The organism is Paenibacillus sp. GSMTC-2017 (assembly GCF_016019935.1).
Lineage (GTDB): Bacteria > Bacillota > Bacilli > Paenibacillales > Paenibacillaceae > Pristimantibacillus.
The window spans coordinates 1,261,989-1,282,556 of record NZ_JAECMT010000001.1 but is presented as its reverse complement, the minus strand read 5'-3'; the positions used below and the strand labels follow the sequence as shown (position 1 = coordinate 1,282,556).

Annotated in this window: 18 protein-coding genes, 1 riboswitch and 1 other annotated feature; of the genes, 11 read left to right on the top strand and 7 right to left on the bottom strand. The window is 40.9% G+C overall.

The features are described from left to right. Positions 1-6: 6 nt before the first annotated feature. The 4 genes from I6N90_RS05970 to I6N90_RS05955 form a co-directional block, all read right to left on the bottom strand. Positions 7-1,500 (bottom strand): S-layer homology domain-containing protein, encoded by a 1,494-nt coding sequence (locus I6N90_RS05970; RefSeq protein WP_197934544.1) that lies wholly within the window; start codon positions 1,498-1,500, stop codon positions 7-9. Positions 1,501-1,633: 133 nt separating this feature from the next. Next, a complete protein-coding gene (locus tag I6N90_RS05965; protein ID WP_197934543.1) occupies positions 1,634-2,323 on the bottom strand; it encodes a response regulator transcription factor in 690 nt (229 codons plus the stop codon). 7 nt (positions 2,324-2,330) lie between these two features. Beyond that, positions 2,331-3,803: a sensor histidine kinase gene (locus tag I6N90_RS05960; RefSeq protein ID WP_197934542.1), complete on the bottom strand. Its 1,473-nt coding sequence runs from the start codon at positions 3,801-3,803 to the stop codon at positions 2,331-2,333. A 298-nt stretch (positions 3,804-4,101) separates the two neighbouring features. Then, positions 4,102-4,899 carry a DUF2935 domain-containing protein gene (locus I6N90_RS05955; protein ID WP_197934541.1) on the bottom strand — a complete coding sequence of 266 codons (798 nt, stop codon included), beginning with the start codon at positions 4,897-4,899 and terminating at the stop codon, positions 4,102-4,104. Positions 4,900-5,162: 263 nt separating this feature from the next. Between I6N90_RS05955 and I6N90_RS05950 the strand changes: the two genes are divergently transcribed. The 5 genes from I6N90_RS05950 to I6N90_RS05930 all read left to right on the top strand — a co-directional run bounded on the left by I6N90_RS05950 (position 5,163) and on the right by I6N90_RS05930 (position 9,624). Further along, complete coding sequence (locus tag I6N90_RS05950; protein ID WP_197934540.1) at positions 5,163-6,320, top strand: hypothetical protein; 1,158 nt, start codon at positions 5,163-5,165, stop codon at positions 6,318-6,320. Positions 6,321-6,501: 181 nt separating this feature from the next. Beyond that, complete coding sequence (locus tag I6N90_RS05945) at positions 6,502-6,867, top strand: hypothetical protein (RefSeq protein WP_232242552.1); 366 nt, start codon at positions 6,502-6,504, stop codon at positions 6,865-6,867. 172 nt (positions 6,868-7,039) lie between these two features. Continuing rightward, complete coding sequence (locus tag I6N90_RS05940; protein ID WP_197934538.1) at positions 7,040-8,035, top strand: ABC transporter ATP-binding protein; 996 nt, start codon at positions 7,040-7,042, stop codon at positions 8,033-8,035. Next, entirely contained in the window at positions 8,032-8,835 is an 804-nt protein-coding gene (locus tag I6N90_RS05935; protein ID WP_197934537.1) for an ABC transporter permease, read from the top strand. Before I6N90_RS05940 ends, I6N90_RS05935 begins: the two co-directional genes overlap by 4 nt. Positions 8,836-8,841: 6 nt before the next feature. Next, entirely contained in the window at positions 8,842-9,624 is a 783-nt protein-coding gene (locus tag I6N90_RS05930) for an ABC transporter permease (RefSeq protein ID WP_197934536.1), read from the top strand. A 106-nt stretch (positions 9,625-9,730) separates the two neighbouring features. On the opposite strand, the gene I6N90_RS05925 is transcribed toward I6N90_RS05930, so the two are convergent. Beyond that, positions 9,731-10,177: a hypothetical protein gene (locus I6N90_RS05925; protein WP_197934535.1), complete on the bottom strand. Its 447-nt coding sequence runs from the start codon at positions 10,175-10,177 to the stop codon at positions 9,731-9,733. 4 nt (positions 10,178-10,181) lie between these two features. After that, a riboswitch (cyclic di-AMP (ydaO/yuaA leader) is annotated at positions 10,182-10,360 on the bottom strand. 167 nt (positions 10,361-10,527) lie between these two features. Between I6N90_RS05925 and I6N90_RS05920 the strand changes: the two genes are divergently transcribed. Continuing rightward, complete coding sequence (locus I6N90_RS05920) at positions 10,528-11,484, top strand: aldolase catalytic domain-containing protein (protein ID WP_197934534.1); 957 nt, start codon at positions 10,528-10,530, stop codon at positions 11,482-11,484. A gap of 265 nt (positions 11,485-11,749) precedes the next feature. On the opposite strand, the gene I6N90_RS05915 is transcribed toward I6N90_RS05920, so the two are convergent. Together I6N90_RS05915 and I6N90_RS05910 are read right to left on the bottom strand one after the other, a co-directional pair. Beyond that, positions 11,750-12,064 (bottom strand): hypothetical protein, encoded by a 315-nt coding sequence (locus I6N90_RS05915; protein WP_232242551.1) that lies wholly within the window; start codon positions 12,062-12,064, stop codon positions 11,750-11,752. 67 nt (positions 12,065-12,131) lie between these two features. Continuing rightward, positions 12,132-13,511: a Glu/Leu/Phe/Val family dehydrogenase gene (locus tag I6N90_RS05910; RefSeq protein WP_197934533.1), complete on the bottom strand. Its 1,380-nt coding sequence runs from the start codon at positions 13,509-13,511 to the stop codon at positions 12,132-12,134. 207 nt (positions 13,512-13,718) lie between these two features. Between I6N90_RS05910 and I6N90_RS25235 the strand changes: the two genes are divergently transcribed. From I6N90_RS25235 to pheT, 5 genes are all read left to right on the top strand, one after another. Continuing rightward, on the top strand, positions 13,719-15,029 hold the full coding sequence (locus I6N90_RS25235; protein WP_332262402.1) for a copper resistance D family protein: 1,311 nt from the start codon (positions 13,719-13,721) through the stop codon (positions 15,027-15,029). A gap of 32 nt (positions 15,030-15,061) precedes the next feature. Then, positions 15,062-15,907 carry a sensor histidine kinase gene (locus I6N90_RS05900; protein ID WP_197934531.1) on the top strand — a complete coding sequence of 282 codons (846 nt, stop codon included), beginning with the start codon at positions 15,062-15,064 and terminating at the stop codon, positions 15,905-15,907. Between the two features lie 8 nt (positions 15,908-15,915). Beyond that, positions 15,916-16,629 (top strand): response regulator, encoded by a 714-nt coding sequence (locus I6N90_RS05895; protein ID WP_197934830.1) that lies wholly within the window; start codon positions 15,916-15,918, stop codon positions 16,627-16,629. A gap of 83 nt (positions 16,630-16,712) precedes the next feature. After that, positions 16,713-16,965 (top strand) — a binding site (T-box leader). Between the two features lie 72 nt (positions 16,966-17,037). Further along, the gene (gene pheS, locus I6N90_RS05890) at positions 17,038-18,072 is read left to right on the top strand and encodes a phenylalanine--tRNA ligase subunit alpha (RefSeq protein ID WP_197934530.1); all 1,035 of its coding nucleotides are present in this window, start codon (positions 17,038-17,040) and stop codon (positions 18,070-18,072) included. 24 nt (positions 18,073-18,096) lie between these two features. Next, the gene (pheT, locus tag I6N90_RS05885) at positions 18,097-20,538 is read left to right on the top strand and encodes a phenylalanine--tRNA ligase subunit beta (RefSeq protein ID WP_197934529.1); all 2,442 of its coding nucleotides are present in this window, start codon (positions 18,097-18,099) and stop codon (positions 20,536-20,538) included. The last annotated feature ends 30 nt before the right edge of the window (positions 20,539-20,568 follow it).

Genomic DNA, 20,568 nt, shown 5'->3' with positions numbered 1-20,568 from the left:
TGATTATTATTTTGTTGTTAAACTAACTTTGTCTGCTACCGCCCAAGTGCCAACTGGTGTGATCTCATAAGTGACACCAGGTACTAGTTTTCCACTATTTTGTACTTCGAAGACGCCAACTGCACCTTTACGTGTTTGAACTTTGTATTGAGCAGTTAAGCTGGAACCATCGGAACCCTTTAATTGAATCGAACGATAAGCAAACAGTTCATCTCCAGGATCTTGGCTAAGTGTAACGTTTAGCGTTGTTTCGTTAACTGCGTCAGTAGAAGCAATCGTAAGTGGTGCGATTGTCTCAGCAATGAAGCTAGCTTCTTTTACATTGAACCAAGGTGAGGAGACCGTATACTTCTTACCGGCTTGCAAAGTAGTTCCTTGCGGTAAGCGGAACTTCGGCTCTTGTTTGCCATCAGTTGATTGAGTGAAACCGACATAGGACACAGTAATAGGTTCGCCGCCCTCTGGTATCAATGTCGCTTGGCGAGAAGCAAGGGAAGGGATAACTTGCATAGCCTTTCCATCAAGCTTATTGTTTTCGTCCAATACGGCAGCGTTAGCTCCACGACCACCTGCATATGCAGAGATTAAGTAACCATAATCGATTACACCATCTGAACGAAGTGAATCGATCTCGAACGTATCGGCAGTGACTTGACGAATCGCATTTAATTGAATAATTTCATTGCTTGCTGCCACTGTAATCGGTTGTTTGCTTTTGTATTTAAGCGTATAAGTCGTATTTTCTTTCATTGTTTGCACAGGTACGATATAAGTAGCAATGGAGCCTGTTTTCAATCTCGGTTGATTAACAAGCTTCAAATCTCCGTCAAATACGAAGTTGGCTGACGCTGTAGCCATAGCTTCATCAGCTTGTGTTAGCGGAGCGTTAAATGTTACTTCGAATGCAAGTTTATTAAGTGCTTTAATTGAAGTGATTTCAGCGTTTTCGGAACGAATAGCTTTCTCCGATTGAACAAGTAACATTGCTGTTTCACCACGTGTGATAGACTCCGTTCCAATCGATAAACCGTTCATCCAATGTTGAACCGATTTTACATCGCGCTGAAGTGCTTTCGCAATCAAAGATGCCATATCTGATCCAACTGTAGTGCTACTAGGTGAAAGTGTATCTACATTCTCGATAAGGCCTTTTGTAGCGGCGGAGTTTAGATATGCATCGTACCATTTTGCACCTGTTGCAACTGCCTTAGAATCGATCTCATCGACTTCTAGAGCCAGTAGAACCATTTTAATAAACTCCGCGTTTGTAATAATCCGCTCTGATCGCATTTTACCATCGGAATAACCTTGCAATACACCTTTATCAATTAGATGCTGGATAGCTTTATCTTGCTCAGCTTGGAAATTAGTTAACGCTGCCTTCTGTATTTGTGCAACTGGTGCTAGGGATGCCGCATAAGTCTGAAATGGAAGAAGTGCTCCACCGCCGATTAATGCTGATAATGCAACAATTGCAGCTTTTTGATTGAACTTTTTCATATGTGATTCCTCCTAATAGTGTGCTTGTCATCTGTTATATCTGTATGATAGACGACAACTCTAAAGGGGGAGATAAGAGAATATAAACTTTTTATAAACAGATTGATAAAGAAGTTCAAAGTAAGGTATGGGATTACACTGTGAACCGATAACCAGCACCCCAAACGGTCTCAATAAATTGTGGATTAGAAGGATCAGCTTCGATTTTTTCCCTTATGCGAGATATGTGTACAGTAACAGTTGCGATCTCACCATTAGAATCAAGTCCCCAGATTCTCTCGAACAGCGCATCTTTATTGAACACCCGGTTCGGATTTTCTGCCAAAAAGACAAGAACTTCAAATTCTTTTGCAGTTAGCAAAACTTCTTTACCGTGCAGGAAGACACGTCTAGCTGATTTTTGAATAGAAAGTTCTCTTATGTTGATTGTATCCGTATCTACCAGTTTAACGCCCTTGTAACGTTCGTAACGTGCCAAATGTGCTTTCGCTCTTGCTACAAGTTCGTTTGGACTAAAAGGTTTTGTGACGAAATCATCTGCTCCTAACCCAAATCCACGTATTTTATCGATTTCTTCCTTTTTGGCTGAGACGATTAGAATAGGTAAATCCATCTTCTCACGAATTTGTTTGCAAATCTCAAACCCGTCCATGCCAGGTAACTGAAGATCGACAATAACGAGATCGTAATCCCCGCTCAGTGCTTCCCTAAGTCCTTCTTGCCCCTCATGGCATAGCTTCACTTGGTAGTCATGTAATAGAAAATAATCTCGTTCGAGCTCTGCAATATAGTGGTCATCTTCAATAATTAATAGTTGCTTCATAGGAACCTCACCGATGATCTACAAATTTTTTGAGTACAAAAAAGATTGTTGTTCCATGTCCATGTGAACTTTCAGCCCATATTTGTCCGCCATGGCCTTCGATAATATGTTTGGCAATCGCAAGCCCAAGTCCACTTCCACCAGCATCTCTGCTACGTGATGGCTCCTCACGGTAAAAACGTTCGAATATATGCGGCAAAGAGTCTGGGTGAATGCCAGGACCGTTATCCGTAATCCAGACTAGGCAATCTTCTGATCGGCTACTAAATCCGATTTCGATTTTTTTAGGTTGCCCAGTCATGTACTTCAGACAATTATCTACGAGATTGACGATTACTCGTTTAAGCTTTTCCGTATCGGCCATAACGTAAGCAAGTTCATCGGTTTCATTTCTCCAAGTTACTTGAATTTTATTCTGATCTAGCTCGATAGACATTTCCTTTAAGCTGTATCTCAGAAACGCATGTAGTTCAATCTCCTGGAAGGAATAAGGCTCTTTATTCATATCCAACTTGGAGTAATAAAGCAGTTCATCAACTAACCGTTCTAAATCAGTAGATCTAACATGAATGGCGTTAACATATCTGTCTAGTTTTTCTTTTGTGTTTGTAACTCCGTCTCTAATCCCTTCAGCATACCCTTTAATCGTCGTAATCGGAGTTCTCAGGTCATGCGAAATATTAGACAATAATTGCTTGCGATTATCCTCGTAATGTAGCTGGAGCTGAACGGATTCGAGTAGCTTCTGCCGCATATTCTCGAAGCTCATAACGAGCTGTCCAACTTCATCTTTTGATTTGGATTGGAGCTGAAAGGTCAGATCGCCATCTTTAATATGTTCAGCCGATCTTCGCAGCTCATCAAGTGGCTTTACAATTTTCCGAGTGACATAACGGTACAGCAACAGACTAGTTAAAAGTAGAATGGCAAGAAATACACCGATAAGACTAGGAAGTAGTTTACGAACGATTTCAGCAAATGGGCTTCTTTCTTTCGTAACATAGATGCTACCTTTGTCCGTTGTATATTCTGAATAGTAGAAGTCGAACTTCGCATAAGAATAAAAACGGCTACCAAGATTCATTGTGTTACGAATAGATATATTGTTCATATCATATTTCGGAAGAAGTTTTGAAAGATCGGTTTGCAGTAATGAAGGTGATGCATATATGATTTCGTTCTCCTCGCGGACGATGAGATTAGCTTGTACCATTTTTAATTGGTTGTCGTATTTTTCGAGCAGTGAGACATCCTTTAACTTAGCAGGGTCATGTTTGGCCAAATATTTCAGATCAAGAAAGATACTTTCTTCCTCTTCAGAAAGGGGATTTAAAGAATAATGAATACGGTAGAAGCTACTAATGCTACGGAAATCTCCAGTAACAGCAACAGACAATAAATAAGCCGTTGCCATAAAGAGGATTACAGAAACGATAACAACAGATGTGAAAGATAATAATAGTCTGAAACGGATGGACATCGATGTTGCTCTCCCTTCCTTACCTAGTCGAAGTTGATGAGTAGTTTACACGTTTCCTCTATATTACATGTGTTGAATGAAAAAGGACGTATTAATTCGACATTTTAGTATAGGAAGGGGGATAAGGCAAGTAAAGGAAATGGAAGATGACTAAATGACAACTAATTAACAAACCGATTATGTACAATGATCATAATGTCTACTATACAATAGCTACGCTCAATCTCCATTACAGCAGGGGGAGAGAAGCATCTAACATGATAGAATGCCCCTCCTAAGAAAAGTGCTCTCCCCACATTCAGACAGGTCTAGTAGTCAGACTGCTTTCAAACATATCGATGATAACTAAAAAATGTTCTGCTTCACGAAAAACGTGATCAGCTAATAATGGGTGAATAATGCTCTTAATACGACATGCTTCAATTAAATCTCGTGCTGTTTTCTTGAAATCACGAAGTGATTTAACGGATACTTTATTCTGATCTAGAAATTGATCAAGGAGCGGAACGGTTTGTGATTGGGGACGCATAGACTCCAAGTCTTTCGCTTGAAATAGCAATTGGTCGAATTCTTGACTGAAGTTATTCGCCTGCTCTACAAGCTTTCGCTCTGATGGATCAAGCAAGTGACTAATAAATTTGGCGTGATCAGCCATAATTTTTAGGAAAAATACGTTTTCGTCAATTATGGCATCAGGCAATGGCTCTAATTTTCCTTGATTTAATTCTGATAATCGATTTCTAAAATAATTAGCTTCCCTGCTCACATGATCAACTAAAAGTGGAAAGTTATTAGCACCAGGAAGCTGGCATGTGAGTATTAAGCCTAATATTCTTCTTTTGAAAGCCCATATATAAGAAACAGCAGTGTGTACTTCTTCATTGAATCTCCTAATGACGGAGGGATCTGTCCCTGTTGTGAACGTATTTGCTTTATTTTCGATTGCATGAAAAATAGAATAGAAATGGTTGGCTTCATTAATCAATTGAGTGTCTTCACACCGGAATCCAAGTTTCAAAAATAGGGAATGTTCTTTCATTATCCTCGACCAAAATCTTACCTCTTCCAATGAACGCACTACAAACGGATCCGACATTAGCATGACCTCCCCTGAAATATCATACTTCAAGTACAGTATGTGAGGAGTCCTTGTCAATATTCCTCTGGTAAGAGAGTACCATAAATGTAATTACAAGTATTAACAAATAATATATATTAATCACTGTGAGCGTAAGAGTTAATATTTGATTATTATTTATTTTTTATGAGATGGGAGTCAAAATGAGAATTATTTATTGTAGGTTTACCTGACCACGCAGATTTGAATAGCTTATATAGTATAGGAGTTGCGAAAGAGTATTGAACAAACTAACAGATGAAGCACGTATTCAACATTATAGAGCTAGAATAGCTCCTTTCTATCAGCGTGATTATTTAACAGCATTTCCAGTCGTGATGCTTATTTTAAATCTGCTCGTAGTAGGAATATGTACAGCTGTAGTCTTTTACAATGAAGATGATTTAGAGCCGCTTACTATTAATATGTATTATATATCAGCTTTTAATTTGTTTTTTCATATCCTATTTTCAGTGTTGTTTCTCATACCAAGTTTTATGATGAAGTTCAGAAAATTTCAATATCTTTTTGTTTGCGCGGTTACATTTATAACTGCAAATATTTTTTACTTATTTATTTTAACTGTAATCGACGGTAATGATGATCCTGTTTATTTAAAGCAAGCATGCATTAGTTTATTTATTGGCGGTATTGTAAGCTGTATTTTTTATACGATTCGAGCATTAAAGAGTATCGACAAAGGGCTAGATTCAAGAGAACAACTACGAGTGTATAACTTTCCCAAAAGCGCTCTCAGCCTAATCATTCCAATTTTTTTTATAGTCGCTGTTTATTATTTAACCTATTTAAATGCAGAACCAATGTATAGCTTTGAGACTAAAAAATTTGTTTTTACTTCCATACACGGCATACTAATTGTTATTTTTATTCTCCAATATATCATTTCCATTGTTTTTGCAGAATTTACAGTCTACACCCGTTTGTTATTGAAATATCCAAAGATAACAGTAGAATCGGACAAACATGGCGAGAAGGAAGCAAAAAAGCTAGTAAAGTCGATGCCTACATTTTTTTGGGTTTTATTCATCAAAATTATTCAATATGTTCTATTGTTTTTTGTTACATTGGCATTCCCTTTCGCTATTACTGAGTTTGTCATTGTTGGAACGATTATTAATTTTGTGCTTCTGTATTTAATGTTGAAGTGGATAAGTATCTATAATGTAAGCAATGCAGGAAAGGGTTACATTAATTTCTTTCTGTCCTTAATGTCGAGTGCCCTCGTTGGGGTTTATATAGCAGCAGCGAAGAGGCAACATATTGACTCATTAGGTTTGGACTGGGAATTGTTTGTGTCTTTCGTTTTATCAATGGTTTTATGGAATAGAATCGATATTATAAATATCGTTAGAGGAAAAGCGAAGCAGAAACAAGTGTAAGAAGTTGGTTAATAAATAAACAACAATTAAGTAGATTCGTATATTAATAGTATTTTTGCATATATCGTATCAACAAAATGAGTAGCTTAATACCACAATAATTTCATCCAAATTTTAGAAACAAATGATATAATTAAATAGGCATCGCTTAAGTCACCCCGTTATAGAAGGGAGGTGAATAATGATGAAAAAGATGTTATTCCTTTTGTTGATTATGTTGTTTTCTTTTTCTGCAAGTGCTTCTGCAAATCCCCCGATCTCATCTGAAACGTGGTATGTAGCTTCTAGCACGGCTGGTCAACGTCATTTAACGGTAGATGTTTATAATGTTGGCACCAGTAACATCTCTATAACGTTGTACAAAGAAGGTCCTTCAGGTCAATGGACGGAGGTCTTTAAAGATTACGAGAATTTGTGGAGTTCGCAATTGTATACACTAAATTATAGCTTAGGCTACTTAGCTTCAGGGAGCTATAAAGTTGTACTAGATGTTTATAGCCAAAGTGTCTCAATAGGCCATCGTCTTGATTATGTTAACTTTTATTAGATTTAATATGTAACAGAGTAAATGCCCTTTTCTTAGCCTTTTGGCTTGGTGAAGGGCTTTTTTATACAACGGAAAGGATTTGGAAAATAAAACTATACTTTATTTGGAATATAAGGTATATTATTTTCCCTGCTATTTTTGCAGTGGAAATTCAATAGGAGGATTAACTAGTATGGATCGGAACAAGGATTTGATTCAGCTTATGGGCATTGGAAAAAGCTTTAAGGTTGCGCAAAGAACAGCGGGGCTGAAGCAAGCGACCAAAGCCTTGTTTGTGCGGAAGCACACGGTCGTGGAGGCGCTTAAAGATATTTCTTTCTCGATAGGGAAAGGAGAAATTGTCGGATATATCGGGCCAAATGGAGCCGGGAAATCGACGACGATTAAAGTGATGAGTGGCATCTTGGTACCAGATGAAGGTCAATGTACTGTTATGGGTTATATTCCATGGAAGGACAGAACCGAATATGTGAAGCATATTGGCGTTGTGTTCGGACAACGATCGCAGCTTTGGTGGGATGTACCTGTTATTGACTCGTTTGAGCTATTAAGAGATATTTACAAGATTCCAGATACAATGTATAAGGAAAATCTAGAAATGCTCACTGAAATGTTAGATCTGGAATCTATCGTGCAGACACCGGTTAGACAGCTTAGTTTGGGCCAGAGGATGCGGTGTGAAATTGCAGCTTCGCTACTGCATAGCCCAAAGTTATTATTTCTTGATGAACCAACAATCGGCTTAGATGCAGTGAGCAAGCTGGCAGTAAGGAATTTTATTAAAAGGTTGAATCAAGAAAAAGGCGTAACCGTCATTTTAACAACTCATGATATGAGTGATATTGAAGCATTAGCAGATCGTATCTTAATGATCGGAAAAGGGACGTTGCTTTATGATGGGTCACTAACAGAGCTGCGAACAAGGTTTGGTACAGGAAGAACACTTACTGTAGATTACAGAGAACACTCCGAACCAATAGATATTCCTAATGCAGCTAGGCTTGAGTGGACGCAAGTCCGAGCCGTGTATAGCTTTGATACAGAACGTGTTGTACTCGCTGAACTTATCTCTCATCTCTCACAGTTTGTTGAAATTGTTGATGTTACTGTTGAGGCAAAAGCGATTGATGAAATTATCGTTCAACTATACGAGGAGCATCAAATATGAAAGCGTACACTTCAATCTGGCGTCTTCGCTTCATAAATGGGATGCAATATCGTGCAGCAGCTTTAGCCGGAATGGCAACCCAATTATTTTTTGGCTTCGTGTTTATTATGATCTTCGCAGCATTCTACAGTAATAGTTCAGTGGCTATGCCTATTACATTAGACAAACTAATTACATATGTATGGCTCCAACAAATTTTCTTATCCTTCATTATGCTTTGGTTTAGAGACAATGAAATATTTGCAATGATAACAAGCGGAAATATTGCTTATGAGCTTTGTAGACCTATGGAGCTTTACCCCTTATGGTATGCTAAGTTGCTTGCTCAAAGAGCAGCAAGTGCAACCCTTCGAAGTTTTCCCTTATTAATTATTGTATTTCTACTACCCGAACCGTATCGGATGAGTCTACCACCTTCATTTACGGCTTTTACTTTATTCATCTTTGCGTTGTTGCTAGGCTTAATGCTCGTTATAGCGATATCGATGTTTATTTACATTTCCGTATTTTGGACGATGTCACCTGTCGGCTCTACCTTGATGATAGCGGTCGTAGGTGAATTTCTAGCAGGAATGATAGTTCCTATTCCACTTATGCCATCATGGCTCCAGATTGTAACGTATTTCCTTCCATTTCGCTGGACGACGGACTTTCCATTTCGAGTGTATTCAGGACATATTCCTCAAGAAGAAGCGCTGTGGGGAATAGGTATTCAGCTTTTATGGCTTGTCATTTTAGTTTTAGTAGGCCGCCTGCTTATGAAGAGAGCGCTTAGGGCTGTCGTCGTACAAGGGGGTTGATCAAAAATGCGCCTTTATTTCAAATATTTAAACATTCAGCTTAAGTCGCAATTACAGTATCGAGCATCATTTATACTACTAAGTGTTGGTCAATTTTTTATTCCTTTTACAGTATTTAGTGGACTGTATTTTATGTTTGAACGATTTGGTGATCTTAAAGGGTGGAGTTTTTTTGAGGTTGCGCTCTGCTTCTCCGTTATCCATTTAGCTTTTTCAATTAGTGAATGTTTTGGGCGAGGTTTTGATGATTTTTCAGGTTTGGTAGCTTCAGGTGACTTCGATCGGCTGCTAGTCAGACCAAGAAGTACGATCATTCAAGTGTTTGGTTCAAAGTTTGAATTTTCGAGAGTTGGACGATTAGTTCAAGGTATGATCGTGTTAGTGTGGTCAGTATCAAACTTGCCCGTTTTATGGAGTCTGCCCAAACTCGTGATCCTATTTTTAATGATTCTAAATGGTGTGTTCATATTCACAGGAGTCTTTATATTAGCAGCAACTTTTTGTTTTTGGACTATTCAAGCTATCGAGGTAGCAAATGTTTTTACAGACGGTGGGCGTGAGATGGCACAATATCCTCTTAATATTTATGAGAAGTGGGTAACGAGATTTTTTACGTTTATTATCCCATTTGGCTGTGTAACTTACTTACCGCTCCTTTATATTCTTGATAAAAAAGATGGGAACTTATTAACCTATTTGTTAGTACCGTTTGGTGGACTAGTCTTTTTATTACCTTGTTTGCTAGTATGGCAAATTGGTGTGAGACATTATCGTTCAACGGGATCGTAACGCAAAATAGAGTAAGCCTGTATCTACGCTGCAGAAGAATACAGGCTTACTGTTTAAATGAAAATAAGTAAGTCATGATGCGCCTAACACGATTACACGATAAAGGTTAATCTAATGACAAATAAAACACAGCACGTTGTTGGAGAACGGATTCCTCTGCAGAATTTGAATCACTTGTCACTGTTGTCGATTGACCAATTTGTTGCAAAAGCCCATGAACAGCAACTGAGAATAAATTATATGCACGATGTTCGGGATTGACCGTTGCGGCGATTCGTTCGGCGAGGCGCTCGATAAGCGAGCTGAGTGAGAAGCTTCCTATAAAGGTGCGAAGCAATTGGTTCCAGCGATTGAGATGAAAGCTGGTATCACTTTCGTACACGAATTGCTCACTCCAGCCGTAACCAAGGTTACTTGTGAGTCGCAAGCATACACGATATCCAGCTGAGTCAACAGCTAGAGCTGGTATGACAAATACTTCGATACGGGTGATGTTTAGCTGTTTCGATTGATCACCAGGGTACGAGGAATCATTAACAGAGAATGATAGCACATGACAACTCTCCTTTGACCGCTTACGAGGTTAGCTGTCGGATTCGGGCTAGAGAGTAGACCCTACCGGGGGCACAAATCCCCGGATTCACCCCTTGTGAACATCACATTCAGTTCCATAGAATGATTGTTCGCGTTGGTTCCCCCGCTTTCTCAAAATTGAAAAATTCAGCGTTATTGTTTACATAATATTTTACCGCTAAACTTTTTATTTGTAAATCTATTATTAGATGTACAAGTTTAAGGGTAATTTATCCAAAATGCGACAAGATTACTTTGCGTTCCTGCTTCTTTTCAAGTATGATGGTATTTAAAAAATGAACTCTTGTTCAATTCAAAGGAGCATCAATCATGCAATCGAAAACAAGCCATTGTAAAATTGTCGACTGTACAATCCGTGACGGCGGTCTAGTAAATAACTGGGACTTCAGCACCGAGTTTGTTCAGCACCTATATAATAGCTTAAACGAGGCTGGCGTCGATTATATGGAAATCGGCTACAAAAACTCTCCTAAGCTACTAAAAGGCGCAGAGAGCGCGGGCCCTTGGCGTTTTCTGAACGATGACTTCCTAAAGCAAGTAATTCCTAATAAAGGTAGAACAAAACTTTCTGCTCTTGTAGATATTGGTCGTGTCGATGAAAATGATATTTTGCCACGCAATGAAAGCTTGCTGGATCTTATTCGTGTCGCTTGCTACATTCAAGATGTGGACAAAGCGCTTGAGCTTGTTCAAGTATTCCATGATCGTGGATATGAAACGACGATTAACATTATGGCTCTTTCGAACGTAATGGAAAACCAGCTGATTGAAGCTTTCAAACTTATTAATGACAGTGTTGTTGACTTTGTATATATCGTTGACTCCTACGGCAGCCTGAAGCCGGATGATGTTAGCTATCTTGTAGACAAGTTCCAACAACATTTGCCGAACAAGCGTCTTGGCGTACATGCGCATAACAATATGCAACTTGCATTTGCTAACACATTAATTGCTGCTGGCAAAGGCGTTGAACTTCTTGATGCTTCTGTATACGGTATGGGTCGTGCGGCAGGTAACTGTAACACTGAACTTCTTGTATGTGAATTACAAAATACGAAATACAACGTACGTCCAGTTTTAGACATGATCGAAAAGTATATGATTCCGCTTCGTGAAAAAGAAGAGTGGGGCTACATTATCCCTTACATGATTACTGGTATTTTGGATGAGCATCCACGTTCAGCTATGGCTCTTCGCGCTTCGGAAGATAAAGATAAAGCTGTTGATTTCTACGATCGTCTAACGACTCCAGAAATTTCGAAATAATACATTTTGGCAACCAGTTCGCTGGTTGCCTTTTCTTTTTTTGGTGGAAGGCAGACGGACCTCTATCAAAAAAGTAGTCACTTCTTTAAGCAAAAGCAGTAGTTCTAGCCCGACAAAATCGGGTTAGAACTCAAGAAAAGAAACAGCAACAGCTCTAACCCGAAAAAGTCGGGTTGCGTGCACCTAAAAATAAACACAGCCCGTAAATAGAGAAATCTATTTACGGGCTGTGTTAATATAAAGCCATCCAAATAACAGTTAATCATTAAAGCTTAAAAAGCTCTCCTGCACCACGAATAGCTGCCGCAAGATTAGGTTCATTAGGGTGGAAATAACCTGATCCCCTCCAAATGTCTCCATCAGTTGACGTTGCCTGAATCTCAACGCCGATATCTTCGCTCTGACCAAACCAAGCTAACAAGTGAATATCACTTACTCCTTCAATGTCGATATACCATAACCTATCGCCATATTGTGTGACGAAAACGAGTTCCGCCTTTTGAAAGACTACGGGTTGCGACACTTTCTCTTGATAACTAATCTGTATATCCCTCAAAATAATCGTTTCCATATCCAACATGACTCTCCACCTCCCAATGGCAACAGATCGGTATTGACCGCTGCTTACGTTCAGCGGAATTAGTTAATTAATATAGTTTCCCTTGTCGGTACAATACGGTAGATAGTTTCGTTACAGCATGGACAAAACAATTTTGCCGAAGTGGGAGAGGATCTCCGAAGTAAGCGGGCAGTATGCTGTTCATCGTTTTTTGCATTTTGGCATAGAGCTGCTTGTAAACTTCTTCTTCGGTATAAAACTGTGTTTCTCGTCCTTGTAGCCATTCAAAATAGGATACGATTACACCGCCTGCATTGGCTAGTATATCCGGAATAATAATCGTTCCAGAAGCCGCAAGCGCTTCATCTGCTTCACCTGTAATAGGAGCATTCGCACCTTCAACGATAATGCGGGCTTGAATTTTCCCTACATTATCGCCTCTAATTTGATCTTCGAGTGCTGCTAGGAACAGAACATCAGTGTTCAAGTAGAGCACATCTTCACGTTCCAACACATTTGCAGTTATACCAGATGTATTCAATTCTTCATTACTCGTTGGCAGATCACCACGATGAGCGGCTGCATACTCCACTAATGCAGGGACATCTAAACCGTCCTCATTGTACAACGTCACATTGCGATCACTGACTGCAACAACTCTATTACGAAGTGCAGTACAGTTATAGGCTTCCATCGCTGTTACAGAACCGACGTTGCCGAATCCTTGAATCGCTATGGAGAAAGGCTTGTCCTTATAAGCTAGTGCTGTTTGGGCGAAAATGTTTGTACTGCCTGACAACCACTCACTATTTTTTTGCAGAAAGTCATGCAGCATATAACGGAATGTAAAATAGACACCTTTGCCGGTTGCTTCTCTACGGCCAAGTGAGCCACCGTTTATGATACTTTTTCCCGTAAAGCTGCCTAGATAAGGTGAACCTGGGTTGATGCTCTTATATTCAGCCATCATCCAGTCCATCTCGCGTTCACCCGTACCCATATCGGGTGCAGGAATGTCTTTATCTGGTCCAAGTACGTCACTAAAGTATTGGACATATTTTTTGCAAATGGAATAAAGCTCTTTCTCGGAGAAGTTACGTGGATTAATGGCAACGCCACCTTTCCCACCACCGAATGGTACTTCATGTAGTGCCGTTTTTAACGTCATTAGAGCAGCTAAATTAGTTACTTCTTCTTCATTAACGGACTCATGGAACCGAATGCCGCCTTTGTACGGGCCTAAAGCGTCGTTGTGTTGAATACGGAAGGCAGGAATTCGTTCGACGTTTCCGTTATCTAATGCAATTCGAAGGAACGCTTTGTGCACTTTATTAGGGGTAGAAAGTATTGCTGCCAGCGATTGGAATGCTTGTTCTCTGCGCTGATCCTGGATTAAAGGTAGGAATGAAGAATCTCCCATTAACGCATTCAGGGATTGTTGTACGATGGCTCCGGTTTGACTTGCCATGTGATGACGACCTCCTAGTTGGTAAAATGTTGATGATTCTTGCTTCATTTGATTGTATCATAGTTTGCTTCCCTGAAAAAAATATAGGAAATACAGCGTTCCCTTCAATTGTTCTTTTGAACTTGGTCTAGTAAACTGAAGCAGAATAGGAAAGAAGGAAGTGGCATCTTGAACATGCGATTAATACTAGTAGCTATGACAACCCTGGTGCTAATAGGGGTGATTGGCATAGTAGTTGTGCCTACCGAAATAAGCGCATCCGGGTCATTGCTCTCGTCCCATAATCATGATAGCGGCTGGGTTCAGGATGGAGATAGTTTCAGCTTTAAAAATGTATTTTCCAGCATTCTATTTTACGCCTTAAGAGGGGCGTATTACATCATGTTACTACTGACGTCAGGTATGATGTTGTTAAGGTTATCCATACCAACTTCCAGTCAAGGTGATCATCAAAGGGAATTGTTGAATCGTTGGAGTTCGGTAGCGGTAAAAGGGTTGCTTGTGGTCGTACTTATTTTCGTATTTACTAACTCCAATAGAATGATTAGTGAGCTTGATGGAGGTGGTACGGATTGGTTACAACTATTCACTGAAACGTCGTCTGGCCAGTTATGGATGTTACTGTTAATTCTATCTCTGCTAGCATTCGTAGTTATTAAGCTAAAAGATATTTATAAAGCGATATGGGCACTTCTTTTGTTAGCTGTAGAAAGCTTTAACGGACATGCCGCATCCTCCGAGTACGAAATGGTAGCCATATTATCTGACTTTATCCATCTTGCGTGTTCTGCTTTATGGGCGGGTGGCGTTATGTTGTTACTGTTGTTTTGGCATTATGAAAGGAAAGAAGCGGGCAGATTTATAGAACGGTTTGTCTCTATAGCTTGGGTAACGATTGTCGCACTAGCAATTAGTGGTGCTATGATGACGGCGGTACTTCTGCCTTCGTGGCTCTACTTGATTTATACGAGCTGGGGTAATTGGTTATTAGCAAAAATAGTGTTTGTTCTACTTGTGATCGTACTTGGTGCTGCACTTCGAAAGAGAGCTAAACGTAGAGAGATGCCGAATGGTGTTCTTCTGAAGCTGGATGGCCTGCTAATGACTGCAATTATCATAATCGTGAGCATCTTTACAGCGATTAGTCCCCTGCCGGATAGTGAGCCTTTGAAGATGCATGAGATGGGAGAAAGGCTACATTTTACGATAGAGATAAGTCCTAATGCACCTGGTCCTAATGAGGCGTCGCTTATCGTCTGGTTACCAGAGGAAAGTGGTGCTCCAAAAGAAGTGCGATTGCAACTTCGCAGTGGAGATCCTTCCAAGCAGAGGACAATTGATGTCCCACTAACAACGGTAGACTCTAGTGCTGGTATCGCATTCCCTGGATTTACTGAATTTAAGTTTGTAGGAGAAGGCGTAAAGCTTCCCTATTCGGGAAAATGGAGTGCAGAAATAAGCATTACCGATGGAGCGGGTATCGGTATCACCAAAACAGTTCCTTTTCGTAATGATTAATGGTTGTTTGGATGCTAAGGGGGGCGATAACATTGTCTTACAAATGGCTGAAATGGTTAATTTTGTGGATACCTACGATCGTAATTGGGTTATGGGAGTATGCTAGGCATGCCTTTCTTCTTCCGTATGTATCTATGGAATTAGGAAATTTATTAGCACCTATTTTTGTTTTTTTAATTACGTTAACGCTCGTTCGATCCTTGTTTGCTAAGCTTGAAGTGATGCAGGAATCTTTGAAACGTCAACAGGTCGTAAAGGCAGCGTTTGAGGAGAGGGAGCAGCTTGCAAGAGAATTGCATGATGGGATCTCGCAATCTCTTTTTATGTTGTCAGTTAAGCTTGATAAGCTCGATCGATCTGAGCTGGACGAAGATGCTAGCCGTACAATGGAAGGGATTAGGCATACAGTAAGACATGTATATGACGATGTACGTCAGTCACTGGCTAATTTGCAAAGCTCGCCTCTGCCTTCAGATTCAACATGGCTGCAAAGTATTCATAAATTTATTTCAGACATGGAGCAAGGTAGCGACATTCAGGCAACGGTCGATTCAAGACTGCATGAAGGATTATTGACTCATAAACAGAAAATAGAGCTGTTAGCAATTATTCGTGAAGCATTGATGAATGTACAGAAACATGCGGATGCGAGTCGTGTCCTTATTCATGCTGAGCATGTTGGAAGCTTAAATGTTCCTTCACCCTCTTTTGTCTGTACAATCGTGGACGATGGCAAAGGAATTGAATTAGAAAAGCTACAAGCGCAAGGTAAATACGGTGTAAAAATGATGAGTGAACGTGCGAAAGCTATGGGTTGGCATTTGTTGCTGTTACCTGGTGATCAGGGCGGGGTTAAAGTCGAAATCAAAGGAGGGTGATTGGAATGATGAACCGAGGTGAACAGCCTGTTCGAGTTATGATTGTTGATGATCATCCCCATGGCAGAGAAGGTATTCGTGAGATTTTGGCGGGTGATGCATTATTTCAAGTAGTTGGAGAAGCAGCAAGTGGAGAAGAGGCAATTGCCAAAGCTGCGGAACTGCGACCAGAACTTGTTCTAATGGATATTAGGATGCCGGGAATGGGCGGACTGGAAGCGACATATCGGTTAAAGCTACTTCTTCCTTCACTCAAGATTATTATGGTAACTGTCTCCGATGATATTACTCATTTATTCGAAGCAATTAAACGTGGTGCTCAAGGCTATTTGCTTAAAAATTTAGACCCCTCAGCATGGTTACAGTATTTAAGAGAAGTCGTTGTAGACGAAGCGCCGATGTCAAAGGAAATGGCTTTTAGGCTTCTACAAGAGTTCTCCAGTGGCTCTGAAAAAGGGAATGAGAAAGCTATAGCTTCTCAGAAACAAAAAGCTCATACAGAATCTTTTCCAGCGTCACCGTTGACAGAGCGCGAGAAAGAAGTGTTGCAACGAGTGGCAACGGGTGCATCTAATCGTGAAATCGCTGGACTATTAAACTTATCTGAACATACAGTAAAAAATCATTTGAAAAATATACTGCAAAAACTCCACTTAGATAACCGTGTTCAGTTAACTAGATATGCAATGGAGAAAGGGCTTGTGAAGCGGGAATTTAACTGAGATTAATAAACGACTAGTAGCTTTTACTGGTTGCATCAAATCCTTCAATTGCATATAATAAAGATTAATATTTATTTATAACAGTAATTGCAATGATGGAGAAAAGTAAGCAGTGCCTTCGCACAGGGAGAGGACGCCGAAGATTGAGAGCGTTCTTGTGAAATCAGACTGCCCAAGTTCACTCCGGAGCATGCTCCTGAACAGTGATGACGTCATGTCATGACATAAGTAGGACAGCACGGTTCCCGCCGTTAACGGGGTTTGAGGAATTGTCAGTTGCTTTTTTGGTAGCTGCAATTCAAATTAGGGTGGTACCACGGTTCTTCCGTCCCTTAGGGGAGGAGGGGCCTTTTTATTTTGTCCGGATACCCATAAGGGCTGGGGTTAATACAATTGGAGGCGATGAGGATGAAGGCAAGGCTGGAGCAGCTTCGAATTGAAGCACTAGCGGAACTGCAAGGAGTAGAATCGCAAGGAACGCTTAACGACCTGCGGGTAAAATATTTAGGCAAAAAGGGAGCACTCACGGAAATTTTGCGTGGTATGGGTTCACTTAGCGCTGAGGAACGTCCAGTTATCGGACAAGTGGGCAACGATGTTCGTGCCGCTATTGAGTCCGTTATTGAAGAGAAACAAGCTGCTTTCCAACAAGCAGAAACGAATAATCGTTTGCTTGCAGAGACGATTGATGTAACATTGCCTGGCAAGAAGTTGCCTACAGGTGCGGTACATCCGCTTAATAAAGTAGCTCAGGAGATCGAAGATATTTTCATCGGGCTTGGTTATTCCATTGCCGAAGGTCCTGAAGTAGAGACGGATTATTACAATTTCGAGGCACTTAATTTGCCCAAAAATCACCCAGCTCGCGACATGCAGGATTCGTTCTACATTACGGATGATATATTGATGCGTACACAAACATCTCCGGTACAAGTTAGAACGATGCAAGCGAGCAATGGCGAGACGCCAATTCGAGTTATTTGTCCGGGTAAAGTGTATCGCCGCGATGACGATGATGCAACACATTCATTCCAGTTCAATCAGATCGAAGGTCTAGTTATTGGCAAAGGTATTCGTATGAGTGACTTGAAAGGAACTCTTCTGCAGTTCGCACAACAAATGTTCGGATCGCAGACGCAAATTCGTCTTCGCCCAAGCTTCTTCCCATTCACAGAGCCAAGTGCAGAGGTAGATGTTAGCTGTGCACAATGCGGCGGCAACGGTTGCCGTATGTGTAAACATACAGGTTGGCTTGAAATTTTGGGTTGCGGCATGATCCATCCGAAAGTACTTGAGATGGGCGGATTTAACCCAGAAGAAGTGACTGGATTTGCATTTGGTATGGGCGTTGAACGTATCGCGCTTCTGAAATACGGCATTGACGACATTCGTCATTTCTATACGAATGATCTAAGGTTCTTGAGCCAATTCGCTAGAATGTGACGAAGAGAGAAGGGGAGATGAACAATGAAAGTATCCTATAAATGGTTAAATGAATATATCGATTTGGACGGATTGTCCGCAGAAGAGCTTGCTGAAAAAATGACTCGCGGCGGAATCGAGATTGACGTCGTTGAGAAACTAAACAAAGGCGTAACAGGCGTAGTAGTCGGTTATGTAAAATCGAAAGAAAAACATCCCGATGCAGACAAACTAAATGTGTGTAAAGTGGATGTTGGTACTGACGAGGAGCTTCAAATCGTATGCGGTGCCAAAAACGTAGATGCAGGTCAACTAGTACCTGTTGCCGTAATTGGAGCTGTGTTGCCAGGTGACTTTAAGATCAAACGTGCAAAATTACGCGGTGTAGAATCTCAAGGCATGATCTGTTCCGCTAAGGAACTTGGCATAAATGACAAGTTGCTTCCGAAGGAGCAACAAGAAGGTATTCTAGTATTGCCTGCATCAACGCTAATCGGTGCATCAATCGGTGATGTGCTTGGTATCGACGATGAAGTATTGGAACTTGACTTGACGCCGAACCGTTCCGATTGCCTTAGCATGGTTGGTGTAGCTTATGAAGTGGCCGCTTTGACTGGCCGTGAAGTGAAGCTACCAAGCAACAATGTACATGATGCAGTTGAGAAGACGGAAGGACTTGTTTCTGTCGATGTGATCGCCACAGAGCAATGTTCACATTATTCTGCTCGTTATATTAAAAATGTAAAAGTTGGTGGGTCACCGCAATGGTTGCAAAATAGACTTATTGCTGCTGGTATTCGTCCGATCAACAATGTCGTTGACGTAACCAATTTTGTTATGCTTGAATACGGCCAGCCGCTTCATGCTTTTGATGCTGATCGTGTACCGGCTGGACGCATCGTCGTTCGTATGGCGAAAGAAGGCGAAAAGTTAGTTACGTTAGACGATCAAGAACGTTCACTTGAGCCACATATGCTCGTTATTACAGATGGCAATGAGCCAATTGCTTTAGCTGGTGTAATGGGTGGAGCAAGTACTGAGGTGACTGGTGAAACGATTAACATTTTGCTAGAATCAGCAAGATTTGATGGTGGAACTGTTCGCAAGACGTCCCGTCAGTTAGGACTTCGTTCTGAGTCCAGTATCCGTTTCGAGAAGGAAGTTGACCCTTCGAATGTTATTCCTGCACTTGATCGTGCTGCGTCATTAATTGCTGATCTTGCTAATGGACTCGTGACGGATGGAATCGCCCAGGTTAAAGGTCGTTCTTCTGAGACTAAAATCGTTTCCCTTGCACTCTCCAAAATAAATGGATACCTAGGCACAGAGCTTTCCGCGCTACAAGTTCGCTCTATCTTTGGTCGCCTTCATTTCCAATATGAGTTGTCAGGCGAAGATGTCTTTAAGGTAGAAGTACCAGCACGCCGTGGTGATATTACTCGCGATGTTGATTTGATCGAAGAAGTAGCTCGTTTGTACGGCTACGATAACATCCCGACGACATTGATCCATGGTGATGTCATTCAAGGTGCATTAACTAAACCGCAATCGATTCGTCGTGAGCTTCGCAAACGTCTATCGGATTCTGGCATGCATGAGGTGATCAGCTATTCCTTCACGAGCCCTGCAAGAACTGTTTTGTTCCCAGCGTTAGCGGAGGATGTAAAAGCCGTTCGTCTTGCAATGCCGATGAGTGAAGAGCGCAGCGTTCTAAGAACGACGCTTATTGCACAATTGATTGAGACGGCTGTTTACAACCGTAATCGTAGAAATGAATCTGCTGCATTGTTCGAAATCGGCAGCGTATTCCATACGGATGAAGAACAGCTTACACGTTTGCCGCAAGAAAAACATCGTTTTGCAGCATTGCTTACTGGCAACAAAGGGGAAGCGCAATGGAACAGCAAAGCAATTGGCTTTGACTTCTATGATGCAAAAGGAATTGTGGAAACTGTCGTTGACGTATTAGGACTATCATCAAAAGTATCCTATGTACCAGCTCAGCCAGAACATTTCCACCCAGGAAGAACGGCAGCTGTTGTTGTTGAAACGCCAGCAGGTCCAGCAGTGATCGGTTACGTTGGTCAATTGCATCCAGCTCTTCAAGTAGAGTGGGATATGGCAGATACGTATTTGATTGAAATCGGTCTAGAAGCACTTTACGAGCAATCGAGCTCAGAGATCGAATATAAAGTGTTGCCTAAGTATCCAGCAATCGAGCGAGACATCGCTGTTTTGGTCGATACTGAGGTAGCTGCAGGCAGTTTGACAGAAACAGCTTGGAGCACAGCAGGTGAGCTACTTGAGTCTGTTCGTGTATTTGATGTTTATACGGGCGAGCGACTAGGAGCAGGTAAGAAGAGCATTGCATTGTCTCTTGTTTACCGTCACGGGGACCGGACATTGACCGATGAAGAAGTTACAGCTCTACATGCACAGGTTGTTCAAAAATTAGAACATTCTTTTGGAGCAGAATTACGTAAGTAGGCAGGAAACATCGCAAGCCGCATCGAATTA

What these genes read in the sequence shown, in the direction of transcription:
- I6N90_RS05970 (WP_197934544.1), bottom strand. Translation starts at nt 1,500, where the DNA reads ATGAAAAAGTTCAATCAAAAAGCTGCAATTGTTGCATTATCAGCATTA.
- I6N90_RS05965 (WP_197934543.1), bottom strand. Translation starts at nt 2,323, where the DNA reads ATGAAGCAACTATTAATTATTGAAGATGACCACTATATTGCAGAGCTC.
- I6N90_RS05960 (WP_197934542.1), bottom strand. Translation starts at nt 3,803, where the DNA reads ATGTCCATCCGTTTCAGACTATTATTATCTTTCACATCTGTTGTTATC.
- I6N90_RS05955 (WP_197934541.1), bottom strand. Translation starts at nt 4,899, where the DNA reads ATGTCGGATCCGTTTGTAGTGCGTTCATTGGAAGAGGTAAGATTTTGG.
- I6N90_RS05945 (WP_232242552.1), top strand. Translation starts at nt 6,502, where the DNA reads ATGATGAAAAAGATGTTATTCCTTTTGTTGATTATGTTGTTTTCTTTT.
- I6N90_RS05940 (WP_197934538.1), top strand. Translation starts at nt 7,040, where the DNA reads ATGGATCGGAACAAGGATTTGATTCAGCTTATGGGCATTGGAAAAAGC.
- I6N90_RS05935 (WP_197934537.1), top strand. Translation starts at nt 8,032, where the DNA reads ATGAAAGCGTACACTTCAATCTGGCGTCTTCGCTTCATAAATGGGATG.
- I6N90_RS05930 (WP_197934536.1), top strand. Translation starts at nt 8,842, where the DNA reads ATGCGCCTTTATTTCAAATATTTAAACATTCAGCTTAAGTCGCAATTA.
- I6N90_RS05920 (WP_197934534.1), top strand. Translation starts at nt 10,528, where the DNA reads ATGCAATCGAAAACAAGCCATTGTAAAATTGTCGACTGTACAATCCGT.
- I6N90_RS05915 (WP_232242551.1), bottom strand. Translation starts at nt 12,064, where the DNA reads ATGTTGGATATGGAAACGATTATTTTGAGGGATATACAGATTAGTTAT.
- I6N90_RS05910 (WP_197934533.1), bottom strand. Translation starts at nt 13,511, where the DNA reads ATGGCAAGTCAAACCGGAGCCATCGTACAACAATCCCTGAATGCGTTA.
- I6N90_RS05895 (WP_197934830.1), top strand. Translation starts at nt 15,916, where the DNA reads ATGAACCGAGGTGAACAGCCTGTTCGAGTTATGATTGTTGATGATCAT.
- pheS (WP_197934530.1), top strand. Translation starts at nt 17,038, where the DNA reads ATGAAGGCAAGGCTGGAGCAGCTTCGAATTGAAGCACTAGCGGAACTG.
- pheT (WP_197934529.1), top strand. Translation starts at nt 18,097, where the DNA reads ATGAAAGTATCCTATAAATGGTTAAATGAATATATCGATTTGGACGGA.